The organism is Rhodococcus artemisiae, from assembly GCF_036327795.1.
Taxonomy (GTDB): Bacteria; Actinomycetota; Actinomycetes; order Mycobacteriales; family Mycobacteriaceae; genus Rhodococcus; species Rhodococcus artemisiae.
Genome location: NZ_JAUTXY010000002.1, coordinates 370,877 through 384,934, shown reverse-complemented (window position 1 = coordinate 384,934; position 14,058 = coordinate 370,877). Strand labels below are relative to the sequence as shown.

The window sequence follows — 14,058 nt, the reverse complement described above, 5'->3', positions numbered from 1 at the left end:
ACGAAGTGGTCTACTCGGCTCGAACCAACGCCCTGAGGCGCTCCACCCTGTTCACGATCGGCGCCCGCCACGTCTCGAGGTCCTCCGGACCGTTCTCTGCCCACAGTTCGTGAAGCTCCGACGTGTCGCTGTCGGCGATCGTGCGCGCGAGTGTCTCGAGAATCCACGCGCGGTGATCCGGCGTCAACGATCGAGCGAACGCAGCGGCGTCGATACCGTCGAGCTGCGAGCATGCCGGCCGGAGCCCGTGCGCCACGGCGAGGACCTCGCCCATTGCAACGGCGGCTTGGGCGTCGTCCACTTCCAGGTATCCGTCGTCGACGTGAGTGCTGTACTGGTCGATGTCGAAGTCGCCCGCCCGAAGCGACGCGAGCAGGTCGCCTGCTCCATCGTTCTCGAACGGTCCGTAACCCCATGTCCCCATCGCTGCCTCCTGACCTGTTGGGCCGTTGGTCTCTCGGTGGTCGACCATAGGTGCGTCCACCGACAGGAATTCGTTCGCGACGCGAGCAGGCCGCTGCTGATGTAATGAATTCTGTTCTCCGCACGATGTTCTGGACATGAAAATTCCACATCGCATTACTTCAGCTGCTGCTGCCGGGTTCCTGGGCACTGCGATGTTCGTTGCGGCACCGGGCGCGGCCAGTGCCGCCGATCCATGCCGGCTCGGATGGTCCAATGTGGGCCCTCGATCTTGCGCCATGACAGACGTCGGGATGGCTCCGGTGTTGACGTTGGGCAACGGCATCTGCGCGGGCATGATGGTCGCTTCCGGGACCGCGTTCGACGGCCCGCTCTACCACTACTCCACTTTCCCCGGGGCCACCCATGCCATCGACCTGCGCATCTCGCAGGGCTTCTCACCTCTGGGTGAGTGGGCGCCGACCATCCTGGCCTGCGACGTCACTGCAATCGTCGATTGGCGGAACCTCGACACCGGCCAGAGCGGCTCGGTGAGTCAGTTCATTCCCGCGAGCCACACGAGCACCCGGCCGATGAATGTGCTTGTGAATACGGGCCCGGGACGGGTTCAGCTCACGCTGCGGACCGACCACCCGAGCATCCCGGTGTCGACCGAGGTGTTCGTCCCCTGACGCCACAACACATCCGGCGACGGCTTCCGTCGCCGTCGATCACTCCGTGCATACGCTCGATGTCCTGAGCCTTCGATGTCCTGAGCCTTCGATGTCCTGAGCCCTTGATGTCCTGGGCCATTGTGAAGGCTGCACTCATGTGGCGAGTCGGTGAAGGCGGCCGCGCCACCCGGCCGATGAGGCCCGGCCGCCGCCACTCGCGTGGAGCTATGAGGAAGCGAGCAGGTCGTCGATCTGGCCGATTGCCGAGGTGGCGCCCTCCACCACACCCATGTCCAGTACCTTCTGTAACGCATCGGCGGATTCGAATGTGCTCACGTAGGTCGCCCGGGTGCCACCATCGTGTTCGGCGAAGGTGTAGACGTTCTCGGACACCGGGAGTTCCGGGGTCGGATTGAAATCCTCATCGGCGAATCCGTCGGCGAACGAGAAACTGCGCGGCCGGTCGACTGTCGCGACCTCCCAGTATCCAGCGTATTTCTCGCCCTCAGGTCCGGTCATGAAGTAGGTCATCCGGCCACCCGGTGCGAGGTTGTGGTCGACCACGGTTGCGGGGTATCCGGGCGGTCCCCAGATCTTCTCCAGCTGTCGCGGGTCGGCGTAGACCTGCCACACCCGCTCCACGGGTGCGGAGAAGTCGGCGGTGATGGTCAGGGTCAGATTGTCGAGATCTTGCTTGACGTCGGTAACAGGCATGATTCAGCCCTCCTTGGTCGAGTCGGATGCGATGAGTTCGTCGATGCGCGCGATGCGACCACGCCACACTTGTTCGAGCTCGGTGAGCATGGACGCCACCGACCGCACCGCCTCCACGTCGCCGCTGGCCAACTGCTCGCGACCACTGCGTCGCTTGGTCAGCAGCCCTGCCTTCTCCAGCACGGCAACGTGTTTCTGAACCGCGGCGAAACTCATCTCGTACTTCGCCGCGAGTGCGGAAACCGAGCTCTCCCCCGCCAATACCCGACGCATGATGTCGCGCCGAGTTCGGTCGGCGAGAGCATGGAACAGGGCGTCGGCCCGGTCCTCGCCATCTCCGTTCACCACCCCAATATACAACCAAATGGTTGTACGTTGTCAAGGGTCGAACGGCTCGCTCCCGAGAGTGACGCACACCTCAATTCTTCGGTGTAACGCCGCCGGATCCAGTCCGGATAATTACCGGACGAAAGGATCCGAGAGCTCATGACCACCCCGCCACCCGGCTGGTATTCCGACCCCGAGACCGTCCGCCTCATCCGCTGGTGGGACGGCGAACGGTGGACCGCGCATACGCACCTCGCAACCAGTTCCGGGCCGCCGGCAGCAGTGGTCCGGACGGAGGCAGTGATCCAGACGAAAGCGCCGCCGACCGTCGACGACAATCCGCGCGGCTGGCTGATCACGGCAGCGAAGATCGCGGGCGGACTCCTTCTCATGCATCTGACTCTCGCCGCGTGCGACCACGTCACCCTCGGCCCGCTCACGCTCCCCTGACGGCCTGTCGGGCGCCCACCCCGGGACTAGGGTGATACCCATGGTCTCCATCGAGTCGATTGTCCTCGAGGTGCCCGACCCGTCCGCGGCGGACGCGTTCTACACCGGAGCGCTCGACCTGGGCGATCGCGTCCGAGTCCGCGGGTCCGAGGCACCGACGTCCGGTTTCCGCGGGTTCACCCTGTCGCTCGTGGTAGCGCAGCCGAGTGCCGTCGACCACCTGGTCGCCAGCGCCCTCGACGCCGGAGCGACGGAAGTGAAGCCGGTCAGGAAAAGCCTCTGGGGCTACGGTGGTGTCGTCCAGGCCCCGGACGGGACGATCTGCACGCTGGCGGCGTCCTCGAAGAAGGACACCGGTTCGGCGGAACGAAAGGTCGACGACGTGGTGCTGCAACTCGGCGTCGAAGACGTCAAGGCGAGCAAGCAGTTCTATGTCGATCACGGCCTGACCGTCGCCAAGAGCTTCGGCCGCAAGTATGTCGAATTCGATATGACCGGCGCACCTGCGACATTGACCTTGCTCGGGCGCACCGCACTTGCCAAGACTGCGGGAGTCTCTCCCGAAGGCACAGGATCGCACCGGATCACCATCCGCAGCGAGGCCGGCCCCTTCACCGACCCCGACGGGTTTACTTGGGAATCCGTCTAGCCGACGTTGTGCTTTCGTAACACCCGGCATCACGGCCAGGACACCGCGTCGGCCGCGTGTTACAGCTCCCTTGCGAACCACACCATTTGCACCGCTCACCTCCGCCGGCGCCGCCCATCATGGAAGCGGGTCGGAACCCCAGCCTTGCTCGGAGGAACCACGAATGGATGGCAGGAAGATTCGGCGCGGAGCACTGGCACTCGCGGCGCCGGTCGTTCTACTGACAAGCTTTGCACCCGCCGCGTCGGCCGAAGAGGACACAACCGGAAGCTGGACGATCACCACACAACGAGATACGGCAACGGCTCACATCGTCTACCACAACCTTCCCTACGACGAAGATCCTCCGTTCCGGTGCTACGTCAACCTCCTCGGTCGCGCGGCAGCCCTCGAGATCTTGTTCGACAAGCACGAGAGGGCCACATTCACAGGGATCACCACGACCGGTCCTCATGAGGCAACCGCTACATGCGAGAACGAGAAGGGCGCGCAGGAGAGCATCGGCAGCATTCACTTCGACATGCCCGGCCCCGAACATCCTCACCTCGCCGGAACTCAGCACTTCATCATCGATTGATCGAACGAGGGGTCAAACGTGCGCCTGCACCACATACCGCTCCGTGTTGCGACGGGAGCGTTCATCCTCAACTCGGGCCTGGGTAAACGGAACCTCCCGGCCGAGAACGCGGCCGCCCTGCAGAACATGGCAGCAAATGCATTTCCGTTCCTGAAGCAGATGGACCCCAAGACGTTCGGGACGTTTCTGAGTACATCCGAAATCGGGATCGGTGCCGCACTGCTCGCACCGATCGTGCCTCCGTTCGTCGCCGGCGCAGCACTGACGGCGTTCGGCGGCGGGATGATGACGATGTACTGGCGAACGCCGGGCATGCACGAGGGCGGCTCCCCGAAGCCCACTCAGGACGGCACCGCGCTCGCGAAGGACTCCTGGCTGGTCGGCGCCGGTCTCACCCTGCTCCTCGACGGACTGAAGAAGTAATCCAGATCGAAAGTGTCACCGCTACAGCGCTTTCGGAGAATCGTCGGTTACGTCCGGATATCGATCAAGATCGGTTCTGCGGAACGGTGGTTAAATGGGCGTATCTGCGGTGGAATAGAGCGATGAACATCGCTGAAACGCCTCCCACCGAACGACGCCGAAAGGCACTCCAGGCCATCAAGGAACTCGGGCGACAACGCAGCGATCACGCTGTCCTGCGAGTTCGATGCCCCAAGAGCCACACGGTCGCAGCCGTCTACAAGACGGAGGAAGGACCGGTGGTGGTGTGCGGAGTCGGACCGGGCGGCCACGGCTCCCGCGACCGCGAGGCCAACAACCGCGGCAACGACTCACTCGACGACAAGTTCATCGACACCGTCGAAGCAACCCAGTTCGAGGACGACGAGCTTCCCGCCGGCTGCGGATGTGGGCCGCGCACACTCTCCCGCAAGAAACTTCAGGCCGCAGTCGCGGGGCACGAACACGTCGTCACCCTGACCTGACCACTCCCACACCCAGCTACTCCCACACCCAGCTACTCCGGCCCGAGCGATCTCAGGTCCAGTTCGTCCACCTTCGCCAGGAGGACGGTGCGTTCGCGTTCGTTCCCTGTCTCCTCGGCCGCAGCGAGCAGTTCGGTCCGTGCCTCGTCGATCCTCCCCAGCTGTGCGAGAAGATCCCCCCGCACGCTCGGAAGCAGGTGATATCCAGCGAGTTTTCCCGACGCGACAATCTTGTCGACATACTCGAGCGCGGGCGCCGGCCCGTACGCCATCGAGACCGCCGCCGCATGGTTGAGATCCACCACCGGCGACGGCGCCAGACGCTGCAGTGCCTCGTACAGCAGCACGATCCGTTTCCAGTCGGTGTCCGAAAATTCTGCTGCGCGCACGTGGCATTCCGCGATCGCCGCCTGCAGGCCGTAGGGTCCGCGGCCACGACCGATCCCATCGGCGCGGTCCAATGCCGCGAGACCGCGGGTGATCTGCCCACGGTCCCACTTGGTGCGGTCCTGATCCGCCAGCAGAATCGGCTCCCCCGACGGCGTCGTTCGCGCGGGGAACCGCGACGCGGTGAGCTCCATCAGCGCGACGAGCCCGTGCGCCTCCGGCTCGTTCGGGACCAACTCGGCGAGGATCCTTGCGATCCGCAACGCCTCCGCGCTGATGTCCGGGCGCAGCCACTCGTCGCCCGAGCTGGCCGCATATCCTTCGTTGAACACCAGATACAGCACGCCGAGCACCGCCGAGAGCCTGGGCGCGAATTCGTCACGTCCCGGCACCTCGAACACGGCCTTCGCGGCCGTGAGGGTCTTCTTCGCTCGGACGATGCGTTGCTGCACCGTCGCCGTCGGCGTCAGGAACGCGCTACCGATCTGTTCGGTCGTCAAACCGCCGACGAGGCGAAGCGTCAATGCCACTTGCGCTTTCCTTCCCAGCACCGGGTGGCACGTCATGAACATCAGGCGCAGGACGTCGTCGTCGATCCGATCGGGATCCCACGAGGGATCGTCGAAGTTCGACGCATCGTTCTCGAGTTCCCGCGCCATGTGCGCGTGCCGCTCGTCGAGGCGTTCCTGCCGTCGCCAGGTGTCGATGGCGCGGCGCATGGCGACGGAGGTCAACCATGCCGCCGGATTGCGGGGAACGCCCGCGGCGGGCCACTGCTCGATCGCCTCGAGCAGGGCCTGCCCCGCGAGATCTTCGGCGAAATCGAGATCCCTGACCTTGCGGGTGAGAGTCGCGATGATCTTCGCCGATTCGATCCGCCACACCGCGTCCACCGCGCGTCGAGCGCGAAGTGTCGCCTCGTCCGTCATCATTCAGCCGGTCAGCATTCAGCCGGCGACCGGGCGGTCGGTGCCGAGTTCCTCGCGCCAGACCTGTTCCTTCTGGACGTATTCGTTGTCCTGGTCGAAGTCTTCGGTCTCGTGCACACGACGGACCTCGAGTTTGTTGCCCGGTCCGAGAGGGCACCGCTTCGCCCACTCGGCAGCTTCTTCCTTGGTTGAGGTCTGGATGAGCCAGAAGCCGTTGAACAGTTCCTTCGTCTCTCCGTAGGGACCGTCGGTGACGAGCGGTGTCTCGGAGTCGAAATCGACGACGAATCCTTCCTCCGCCTCGGCCAGTCCCTCGCCGCCGAGCAGGACGCCGGCCTTGATGAGCGACTCGTTGTACCGACCCATCGCGTTGATGATCTCGTTGAAATCCATGTCCTTCGATGCTTCGATGGCGGCGTCGGTGGCGCGCATGATCAGCATGTACTTCATGAGAATCTCCCTCGTTCCGTGAATCCTTCGGACCGCCTTTCCGGTCCCTGATGTCTACACGTCGAACAACGCAGACGCCGATCGACACGACAGACGAAAAACTTCGAAAAAGTTTCGGAGGACTCACACACCACCGTGGAGGAGGCGGCGGAACACGTCGAGAACCTCGTCTGCCCACCCGAGAATCGACAGCGCACTGTCGATGTTCTGCGGCGGACTCTGCACGAGGCTGTCCTGACGGATGAGGCGTTCGAAGTCGACCGTCGTGTCGGTGCGCACCGCCCCGTTCGTGTGACGGAACTCCACGCCGGCGCTTGCCATGATGCCGATGATCTCCTGCGCGAGGATTCCGTAGCCGACGGTGGTCGGGTGAACGCCGTCGAGGGAGAACAGGCCACCGGTCGCACGTCCGCCCTCTCCGTCGGCGGTGAGGAACCGGGTGTCGGGGACGGGATCGAGCGCCGCGAGTTCCGGCGGCAGTGGATACGGCGTCCACCACGCCGGTCGGGCATTCAGGTCGTCGCGGTAACGACGGGCGGCGAGACGCTCGAGCACTCCCGCGACATCCAGTAGGTACCAGTCGCGGCCGTCGGCCCGCGCATCGGCAACGGCCCGATGGATCGTGTTGTTGTAGTGGTCGATCGCGGTGTCGACCGCATGTGCCTCCTCGCCGGTGATGTGTTCGTCGCGTGCCGCGTCGAAATGCTGCTCGTCGATCCACGGACGCGTGTAGTAGGCGAAGTAGCGTGAGCCGCTCTTGCCGCCGAGGCCACGCGCGATCGGGGCGATCGTCACGTGCGGGATCGTGCAGAGGATGACGTGTCGCGCCGAGATGCGGCGTACCTGCTCGACTACTTCCGCGAACTCGGCATCGAAGTGTTCGGGACGCCAGATCGTGTAGGAGCTCTTGCGGTCGAGGTCCTGGTAATCGGCGCCGCTCCACGCGACACGCAGTTGGGTGACGGTGCCCAGCGCGTTGTTGGAACCGAGGAAGACGACGAGCGTCTCGATGCCGCTGTCGGTGTCGTCGCCGTTGTCGTCTCCGAGGGCTGCGGCAGCATCGAACAGCGTCATCGATTCCTGCGCGGGTGCCCAGTGTGGGTAGACGCGCATGGCCGCGCGGTCGCCGTTGTTCTCGACGATCTGGTCGAGGAGGTTGTCGCTGGGTGCCGCGATGCGAGCCCGACAGTGCGCGGCCGTCTTCTCGAGGGCGTCGCGCAGGTCCCATCCGTAGCACGAGAGGTTGTGGTTGTAGGTGCCGATGACCGGCGCCGTCGCGCCGGGGCCGCGTTCCCAGTAGTCCTCGACCTCGTCCATGAAGTTGCGCAGGGTGAACAGCGCGGCGGGTATCTCCCAGGGTGTCATGCGCGAGCCGTAGCGCTCTTCGAGGCGACGCAACATGAGCTCGACGTTCAGCGGAAGTCCCCCCGGCCCGCCGTAGCGCGGATATCGGAAGGTATCGAGGACTCCGAGTTCGTATGCCACGATCGCGGGCACCGACACGTCGGTCCGGTAGACGGCCGCGCTCTGGAATCCCTGCAGAAGGGAGTCGCCGATCGCCACGAACCTGTGTGGTGGTGCGCCGCGGGCATCCACACTCACCGCGACGCCGACGGTGGGATCGAATTCGGGCACACGCGGCAGTTCGGCCGCTTGTGCGACAACTTCTTTCGGTGTTCCCTCGGGAAGCCCCACTCCATGAGCGTGAGCGCCGGGGTGCACGATGTCAACGACCGCGCACACCGATGAAGGATCATGAGGTGGACACAGGAGGTGGAGACAATGAGCGACGCAGACTTCGCCCACACCGATCGGGCGGAGAAGAACCGTCGGGACAAGGCACTGGGGCTCGCACGGTTCGCGTGGCATCGGGGCATCACGGGCGCCGAGCTGCTTGCGATGACCGACGACAACCGCCGTCGGCTGGCGCGTGCGGCCGATGCGCATCCGCCGCGGTCGATGGAGACGTGGACGCTCGTGGCGTCGCTGCTCGACGAGAAGTCGGCGTGGGCGCAGACGCATCCGGATCATCCGTCTGCGGCACGCGAGCACCTCGACGAACGGATCATGTGGGTCAAGCCGCCCACTCGGTCGTGGCTGGACTGAATGTCCGTTTTTTGCACCCTGTCGACATAGGGTGCAAAACTGCACTTCGTGAGTGAAGGTGCAATGGTGTCGGGCGGACCGCGAAGTCCACGTATGCAACGCACGTACGACGCCCTGGTCTCGCACGCACGCACCCTCACCGCCGAACGCGGCCTCTCGGGCTTCACGGTCGAGGAACTGTGCGAGAGCGTCGGAATTTCGCGGCGCACCTTCTTCAACTACTTCCCCAGCAAGGAAGACGCGGTGATCGGCGAGCACGACGTGGGCTTCCCCGAGGAGGAGAAGGACGAGTTCGTCGCACGCGGCGAGGGCGACCACGTCGGACTCTCCCCCACCCTGCTCAGCGACATCGCGAGGCTCGTGATCGCCCGGGCACGCCAGAACGATTTCACCCGGCAACGCCATCAACTGTTTCGTGACATACTCCGCGCCGAGCCGCACCTGCTGGCGAAACTCATGGCAATCGGCGAGTCTCAGCAGCGCGACTTCGTACGCCTCGTCGCCGACCGGGAACACCTACCGTTCGACGATCCGCTGCCCAAGGCAGTCGTGGGCGTCACCCTCTCGCTCACCTTCCAGACAGTCGACGAATTCTTCAGCGACGACAACACCTGCTCATTCGAGGAAGTCCTGAAACGCAACATCGCGATCGCCCAGCATTTCTTCGGCCAGCCACTCGACCTCACCGATCCGTCAGGAACCTCTTGACTACTCCCCGCCCTGAAGGACGGGGACTCTCGGACTCACATCCGAGAGTTCCTGTTTCACCGGCGAATGCGGACAGGAGAACCTGTGCCGTCTGACATCGCCTCCGCAGGCGTTTGGTGTCTCCGCCAGCCCGGCGGCGACGAGGATGTTCTTCGCGGCATTGACGTCCCGGTCGTGCCGGGTGCCGCAGTCGGGGCACGACCAGTGCCGTGTCCCGAGGGACAGCACGGCGAGCAGATGCCCGCACGCGCTGCACGTCTTCGAGCTGGGAAACCAGCGGTCGATCACCACGAACCGGCGTCCGGCCCGCTCGGCCTTGTACTCGAGCATCGACCGGAACTCACCCCACCCGCATTCGCTGATCGACTTGGCCAGGCTGCGGTTGCGGACCATATTGCGCGGGGCCAGGTCTTCGACGGCAATCGTGTCGAACCGCGCCACGAGATCCGTGCTGGTCTTGTGGAGGAAGTCACGTCGGGCATCGCGGACACGGGAGTGCTTGCGTGCCACCCTCGAACGTTGCTTGGCGCGGTTGTTCGAGCCCTTCTGCATCCGCGCCAGACGCCTCTGGTGGCGGCGCAGGCCACGTTCGTGCCGGGCCATGTGCCTCGGATTCCCGATCTTCTCCCCGGTCGAGAAGACCGCGAAGTCCTTGATCCCGAGGTCCACACCGACCGACTCGCCAGTAACCGGAGCCGAATCGGGATCGGACGTGTCGACGGCGAACGTCACGAACCACCGCCCGTCCGCCTCGCGGGAGACGACCACCATCGTCGGGTCGAGCCTGGCAAGGTCGATGCCGGGCCAGGACCACGCCACCTTCATCGGCGCGGTGGCCTTCGCCAGCCACAGCCCGTCCGGTTTGATGCGGAACGCCGAGCGGGTGTAATGCGCGGACTGGCGAGAATGCCGGTTCTTGAACCGTGGGTACTTGGCGGTGCCTTTGAAGAACGACTGGAACGCGGTGTGCTGGTGGCGCAGCGTCTGCTGAAGCGGCACCGAGGACACCTCGCCGAGGAACGCAAGCTCCTCGGTTTTCTTCCACTCGGACAGTGCGGCGTCGGTGTCCTTGTACGAGGTCGATTTCTGCTCGGTGGTGTACCGGCGTTGCCGGTCGGCGAGGGTCTTGTTCCACACGACGCGCACGCAGCCGAACGTGCGGCGCAGCAGCGCCGACTGTTCGGGGTCCGGGTAGGCCCGGACCTTGTACGCGGTCCTCATCTGCCCATGACAACAGAAGGGTCCGACATGTCGAACGCCATTCCTGCCCGCCGTGAACGGCGGGGCATCCTGGCGAGGTCCCGGTGACCACCACCACCGACGAACCTTTGGTTCTGACCCAGAAACGCATCTGGATCATCTTCAGCGCGCTGATCGCCGGCATGCTGCTCGCCAGTCTCGACCAGACCATCGTCTCCACGGCCATGCCGACGATCGTCGGTCAACTCGGAGGAGTCGAGCACCAGGCATGGATCACCACGGCATATCTACTTGCCACGACGATCGTCATGCCCGTGTACGGCAAGTTCGGTGACGTCTTCGGGCGCCGCCACCTGTTCCTCATCGCAATCGCGGTCTTCACGCTGGCCTCGGTGGGCTGCGCGTTCACCGACGACTTCTGGACCTTCGTGGTGTTCCGCGCCATGCAGGGCCTCGGCGGCGGCGGCCTGATGATCCTGTCGCAGGCGATCATCGCGGATATCGTCCCGGCCAGCGAACGCGGCAAGTACATGGGTCCGATGGGCGCGATCTTCGGTCTCGCCGCTGTCGGTGGGCCGCTGCTCGGCGGATTCTTCGTCGACCACCTCACGTGGGAGTGGTGCTTCTACATCAACATCCCGATCGGCATCATCGCATTCGTCATCTCCTGGTTCATGCTGACGTTGCCGGTCAAGAAGCCCACCAAGAAGATCGACATCCCCGGTGTCGTGGCGCTCTCCGTCGCGACAACCTGCCTGATCTTCTTCACCGACTTCGGCGGCAGTGCCGATCGCGGCTGGGCCGATCCGCTCACGTGGATGTTCGGTGCCGGACTGGTCGTCGCTGTGTGTCTGTTCGTGCTCATCGAGTCGCGCGCGCAGGATCCGATCATCCCGCTGTCGCTGTTCCGCAACTCGATCTTCGTCAATGCCACCGCGATCGGTTTCGTCCTCGGTCTCGGCATGTTCGCGGCGATCGCATTCATGCCGACGTTCCTGCAGATGTCGTCCGGCACGTCTGCAGCGGTATCGGGTCTGTTGCTGCTGCCGATGATGGGCGGCCTGATGCTCACCACGATCGCGTCGGGCCTCCTCATTGCGAAGACCCAGCGGTACAAGATCTATCCGATCGTCGGTACCGCCGTCACCGTGCTCGGCATGCTGTGGATGACCACGCTGCAGGGCAACACCCCGCTGTGGGTCGTCTGCGCGATGCTCTTCGTCTTCGGGTTCGGTCTGGGCCTGATCATGCAGGTCGTGGTGCTCGTCGTGCAGAACGCGGTGCCCGTCGACGAGATCGGCACCGCGACGAGCACCAACAACTACTTCCGCGAAGTCGGTGGCGCGCTGGGTGTCGCGATCTTCGGAACGATCTTCACCAACAAGCTGGCGGAGAACCTGACCACGGTCTTCACCGAGGCCGGTGCCGACCCCGAACAGGCGGGTCAGGCCACCGCGACGCTCGACCCCGCAGTCATGAAGCAGCTCCCCGAGCAGGTGCAGGACGGCATCGTCAACGCCTACGCCGACTCCCTGGCCCCGGTGTTCTGGTACCTGGTGCCGTTCTTGATCATCGCGTTCCTGCTCGCGTGGCTCGTCAAGGAGATCCCGCTGTCCGATGAGGCCGGCATGATCGCGCGCGGTGAGGCCGTTGCCGACCCGAACAAGATCCATGCCTCCGGTGAGGCCACGGACGCGGTTCTTGCCGAGACTCCGCAGACCTCCGACGATGCGGACGTACTGGACCGCAAAGCCTGACGTCCCGGTTGCCTGTGATCGAATAAGGCTTCGGTCACAGGCAACCAGCACAGGAGTCGACGATGGGTGAAGCGATCACACCGGTCCGCGTCAAAGGTGTGACGATCGGCGAAGGCGCCCCCAAGGTGTTCGTACCCATCACCGGAACCACACCCGGCGCACTCCGCGAGCAGGTCGGTGCCCTCGCAGGCCGCACCGATCTCGTCGAGTGGCGCGTCGACTTCTTCACGACCTTCGCCGACCCGGGTGCCGTCGTCGCCCAGGCTCACTCGCTCGCCGAACAACTCGACGGGGTGCCACTTCTGGCCACGTTCCGCACCGCGCACGAGGGCGGCGACGCGCCGATCCGCGACCGGGACTACGCCGATCTCAATGCTGCGCTCGCCGAGTCGGGGGCGATCGATCTCGTCGATGTCGAGTACCGCCGCGACCCCGCCGCCGTGGAACGGATCATCGAGTCGGCGCACTCACACAGTGTCGCGGTGGTCGCGTCGAACCACGATTTCGACGGCACCCCCGAGCGCGACGACCTCGTCGCGCGAATGTGCGCCATGCAGGATCTGGGTGCCGACATCTGCAAGATCGCAGTGATGCCCACGTCCACCGCAGACGTCCTGACACTGCTCGACGCCACCCGTGTCATGCACGAAGAGCACGCGAGCAAGCCCATCATCACCATGTCGATGGGCGGTCTCGGCGTGATCTCACGACTGGCCGGTCAGGTGTTCGGGTCGGCCGCGACGTTCGGGATGGTGGGGACGCCGTCGGCGCCCGGGCAGGTCGATGCCGCCGAGCTGAGGACGGTGCTCGACCTCCTCGACCGGGCGCGGTAGGACTACTGCTCTGCCTCGTCCCACAGTCGGAGCACTGTCGTGAGGATCTCCTCCGACGCACCGAGCCCACCGAGATGACTCTCGCCGGGCAGGTGATGGAACTCGGCGTCGGGAAGCAGATCCACCATGTGCAGACCGTGCTCGAACGGGATGATGTGGTCGGTGTCGCCGTGCCACCACCGCACCGGCACCTTCACATCGGGCACCCGGAAACCCCAGTCGCGGGTGAACGCGACGATGTCGGCGAAGGGTGCGGCCATCTGCTTCCGGCTGCCGTTGAGCAGATCGTCGAGGAACATCGCCTTGAACTCGGGGCGTGCCAGCAACCGACGATCGGCTTCCGGCGACAGCCGTCCGTACAGGTCGATGATCGGCGACGCGAACGGCCGGACGACGCGGATCGCGGCGCTCGTCGCCACACCGATCGGCACTCCGCCCCGGGCGAGCAGCGGTGCGACGAGGGAGCCGAGTTGCATCAGCCCGCCCGACATCGCGTCGGGTCCGACGACGGGCGCGACGCCGCCGAGCACCGCGACCCCCACGACACGTTCGGGCATCGCGTAGGCCGAAGCGAGGGTGTAGGGCCCCCCACCGGAGAGGCCGACGATGCCCATGCGATCGACACCGAGGGTGTCGGCGACGATGCGCAGGTCGTCTGCGAACGAGAGCACCCGGTCGTAGGTATGGGGTGACGACGAGCCGATACCGGGACGATCCAACCCGATCAGCCGCACGTTCTCCCGATCGGCGTAGGCCCGTGCCTCGATCGGGATCTGCCGGCGCGCACCCGGTGTGCCGTGTAGCCAGAACACCGCGCGGCCCTGCGGGGACCCGAATTCGGCGAAGCCGAGCCGGCGCCCTCCCTCGACCGCGACGGTGCCTTCCAACTTGGGACGTGCGACGTCAACCATGCGCGTCAGCATGACATGTGCCGCGCGCCGTGCTGGCTTTCGGGGCCGACCGCGACCA

18 protein-coding genes are annotated in these 14,058 nt (G+C 65.1%); 10 read left to right on the top strand and 8 right to left on the bottom strand.

Annotated features, from left to right (window positions below):
- Window positions 1-10: 10 nt before the first annotated feature.
- On the bottom strand, window positions 11-424 hold the full coding sequence (locus Q7514_RS06095; protein ID WP_330132350.1) for a DUF4259 domain-containing protein: 414 nt from the start codon (window positions 422-424) through the stop codon (window positions 11-13).
- Between the two features lie 277 nt (window positions 425-701).
- Between Q7514_RS06095 and Q7514_RS06090 the strand changes: the two genes are divergently transcribed.
- Window positions 702-1,094: a hypothetical protein gene (locus Q7514_RS06090; protein WP_330132349.1), complete on the top strand. Its 393-nt coding sequence runs from the start codon at window positions 702-704 to the stop codon at window positions 1,092-1,094.
- 207 nt (window positions 1,095-1,301) lie between these two features.
- On the opposite strand, the gene Q7514_RS06085 is transcribed toward Q7514_RS06090, so the two are convergent.
- Window positions 1,302-1,790: an SRPBCC family protein gene (locus Q7514_RS06085; protein ID WP_330132348.1), complete on the bottom strand. Its 489-nt coding sequence runs from the start codon at window positions 1,788-1,790 to the stop codon at window positions 1,302-1,304.
- Window positions 1,791-1,793: 3 nt separating this feature from the next.
- Window positions 1,794-2,135, bottom strand: a complete 342-nt coding sequence (locus Q7514_RS06080; protein ID WP_330132347.1) for an ArsR/SmtB family transcription factor — start codon at window positions 2,133-2,135, stop codon at window positions 1,794-1,796.
- 141 nt (window positions 2,136-2,276) lie between these two features.
- Between Q7514_RS06080 and Q7514_RS06075 the strand changes: the two genes are divergently transcribed.
- From Q7514_RS06075 to Q7514_RS06055, 5 genes are all read left to right on the top strand, one after another.
- Window positions 2,277-2,567, top strand: a complete 291-nt coding sequence (locus tag Q7514_RS06075; protein WP_330132346.1) for a DUF2510 domain-containing protein — start codon at window positions 2,277-2,279, stop codon at window positions 2,565-2,567.
- A 40-nt stretch (window positions 2,568-2,607) separates the two neighbouring features.
- Window positions 2,608-3,216, top strand: a complete 609-nt coding sequence (locus Q7514_RS06070) for a glyoxalase (protein WP_330132345.1) — start codon at window positions 2,608-2,610, stop codon at window positions 3,214-3,216.
- Window positions 3,217-3,379: 163 nt separating this feature from the next.
- Entirely contained in the window at window positions 3,380-3,793 is a 414-nt protein-coding gene (locus Q7514_RS06065) for a hypothetical protein (protein ID WP_330132344.1), read from the top strand.
- 18 nt (window positions 3,794-3,811) lie between these two features.
- Entirely contained in the window at window positions 3,812-4,216 is a 405-nt protein-coding gene (locus Q7514_RS06060; protein ID WP_330132343.1) for a hypothetical protein, read from the top strand.
- A gap of 122 nt (window positions 4,217-4,338) precedes the next feature.
- A complete protein-coding gene (locus Q7514_RS06055; RefSeq protein ID WP_330132342.1) occupies window positions 4,339-4,719 on the top strand; it encodes a hypothetical protein in 381 nt (126 codons plus the stop codon).
- A 32-nt stretch (window positions 4,720-4,751) separates the two neighbouring features.
- On the opposite strand, the gene Q7514_RS06050 is transcribed toward Q7514_RS06055, so the two are convergent.
- The 3 genes from Q7514_RS06050 to Q7514_RS06040 form a co-directional block, all read right to left on the bottom strand.
- Window positions 4,752-6,035 (bottom strand): RNA polymerase sigma factor, encoded by a 1,284-nt coding sequence (locus Q7514_RS06050; protein ID WP_330132651.1) that lies wholly within the window; start codon window positions 6,033-6,035, stop codon window positions 4,752-4,754.
- A gap of 18 nt (window positions 6,036-6,053) precedes the next feature.
- Window positions 6,054-6,485: a YciI family protein gene (locus Q7514_RS06045; protein WP_330132341.1), complete on the bottom strand. Its 432-nt coding sequence runs from the start codon at window positions 6,483-6,485 to the stop codon at window positions 6,054-6,056.
- Window positions 6,486-6,608: 123 nt separating this feature from the next.
- Complete coding sequence (locus Q7514_RS06040) at window positions 6,609-8,180, bottom strand: hypothetical protein (protein WP_330132340.1); 1,572 nt, start codon at window positions 8,178-8,180, stop codon at window positions 6,609-6,611.
- Between the two features lie 87 nt (window positions 8,181-8,267).
- On the opposite strand from Q7514_RS06040, the gene Q7514_RS06035 reads away from it, so the two are divergent.
- Together Q7514_RS06035 and Q7514_RS06030 are read left to right on the top strand one after the other, a co-directional pair.
- Window positions 8,268-8,591 (top strand): hypothetical protein, encoded by a 324-nt coding sequence (locus Q7514_RS06035; protein WP_330132339.1) that lies wholly within the window; start codon window positions 8,268-8,270, stop codon window positions 8,589-8,591.
- 48 nt (window positions 8,592-8,639) lie between these two features.
- Window positions 8,640-9,299 carry a TetR/AcrR family transcriptional regulator gene (locus Q7514_RS06030; protein ID WP_330132338.1) on the top strand — a complete coding sequence of 220 codons (660 nt, stop codon included), beginning with the start codon at window positions 8,640-8,642 and terminating at the stop codon, window positions 9,297-9,299.
- On the opposite strand, the gene Q7514_RS06025 is transcribed toward Q7514_RS06030, so the two are convergent.
- Entirely contained in the window at window positions 9,300-10,520 is a 1,221-nt protein-coding gene (locus Q7514_RS06025) for an RNA-guided endonuclease InsQ/TnpB family protein (protein WP_330132337.1), read from the bottom strand.
- 83 nt (window positions 10,521-10,603) lie between these two features.
- Between Q7514_RS06025 and Q7514_RS06020 the strand changes: the two genes are divergently transcribed.
- Window positions 10,604-12,256: an MDR family MFS transporter gene (locus Q7514_RS06020; protein ID WP_330132336.1), complete on the top strand. Its 1,653-nt coding sequence runs from the start codon at window positions 10,604-10,606 to the stop codon at window positions 12,254-12,256.
- A 62-nt stretch (window positions 12,257-12,318) separates the two neighbouring features.
- A complete protein-coding gene (gene aroD, locus Q7514_RS06015; protein ID WP_330132335.1) occupies window positions 12,319-13,089 on the top strand; it encodes a type I 3-dehydroquinate dehydratase in 771 nt (256 codons plus the stop codon).
- A 2-nt stretch (window positions 13,090-13,091) separates the two neighbouring features.
- Here aroD and Q7514_RS06010 read toward each other — a convergent pair whose 3' ends face one another.
- Complete coding sequence (locus tag Q7514_RS06010) at window positions 13,092-14,000, bottom strand: alpha/beta fold hydrolase (RefSeq protein WP_330132334.1); 909 nt, start codon at window positions 13,998-14,000, stop codon at window positions 13,092-13,094.
- Window positions 14,001-14,058 lie beyond the last annotated feature (58 nt).

What these genes read in the sequence shown, in the direction of transcription:
- Q7514_RS06065 (WP_330132344.1), top strand. Translation starts at nt 3,380, where the DNA reads ATGGATGGCAGGAAGATTCGGCGCGGAGCACTGGCACTCGCGGCGCCG.
- Q7514_RS06070 (WP_330132345.1), top strand. Translation starts at nt 2,608, where the DNA reads ATGGTCTCCATCGAGTCGATTGTCCTCGAGGTGCCCGACCCGTCCGCG.
- Q7514_RS06050 (WP_330132651.1), bottom strand. Translation starts at nt 6,035, where the DNA reads ATGACGGACGAGGCGACACTTCGCGCTCGACGCGCGGTGGACGCGGTG.
- Q7514_RS06010 (WP_330132334.1), bottom strand. Translation starts at nt 14,000, where the DNA reads ATGGTTGACGTCGCACGTCCCAAGTTGGAAGGCACCGTCGCGGTCGAG.
- Q7514_RS06090 (WP_330132349.1), top strand. Translation starts at nt 702, where the DNA reads ATGACAGACGTCGGGATGGCTCCGGTGTTGACGTTGGGCAACGGCATC.
- Q7514_RS06075 (WP_330132346.1), top strand. Translation starts at nt 2,277, where the DNA reads ATGACCACCCCGCCACCCGGCTGGTATTCCGACCCCGAGACCGTCCGC.
- Q7514_RS06055 (WP_330132342.1), top strand. Translation starts at nt 4,339, where the DNA reads ATGAACATCGCTGAAACGCCTCCCACCGAACGACGCCGAAAGGCACTC.
- Q7514_RS06045 (WP_330132341.1), bottom strand. Translation starts at nt 6,485, where the DNA reads ATGAAGTACATGCTGATCATGCGCGCCACCGACGCCGCCATCGAAGCA.
- Q7514_RS06025 (WP_330132337.1), bottom strand. Translation starts at nt 10,520, where the DNA reads ATGAGGACCGCGTACAAGGTCCGGGCCTACCCGGACCCCGAACAGTCG.
- Q7514_RS06035 (WP_330132339.1), top strand. Translation starts at nt 8,268, where the DNA reads ATGAGCGACGCAGACTTCGCCCACACCGATCGGGCGGAGAAGAACCGT.
- aroD (WP_330132335.1), top strand. Translation starts at nt 12,319, where the DNA reads ATGGGTGAAGCGATCACACCGGTCCGCGTCAAAGGTGTGACGATCGGC.
- Q7514_RS06085 (WP_330132348.1), bottom strand. Translation starts at nt 1,790, where the DNA reads ATGCCTGTTACCGACGTCAAGCAAGATCTCGACAATCTGACCCTGACC.
- Q7514_RS06095 (WP_330132350.1), bottom strand. Translation starts at nt 424, where the DNA reads ATGGGGACATGGGGTTACGGACCGTTCGAGAACGATGGAGCAGGCGAC.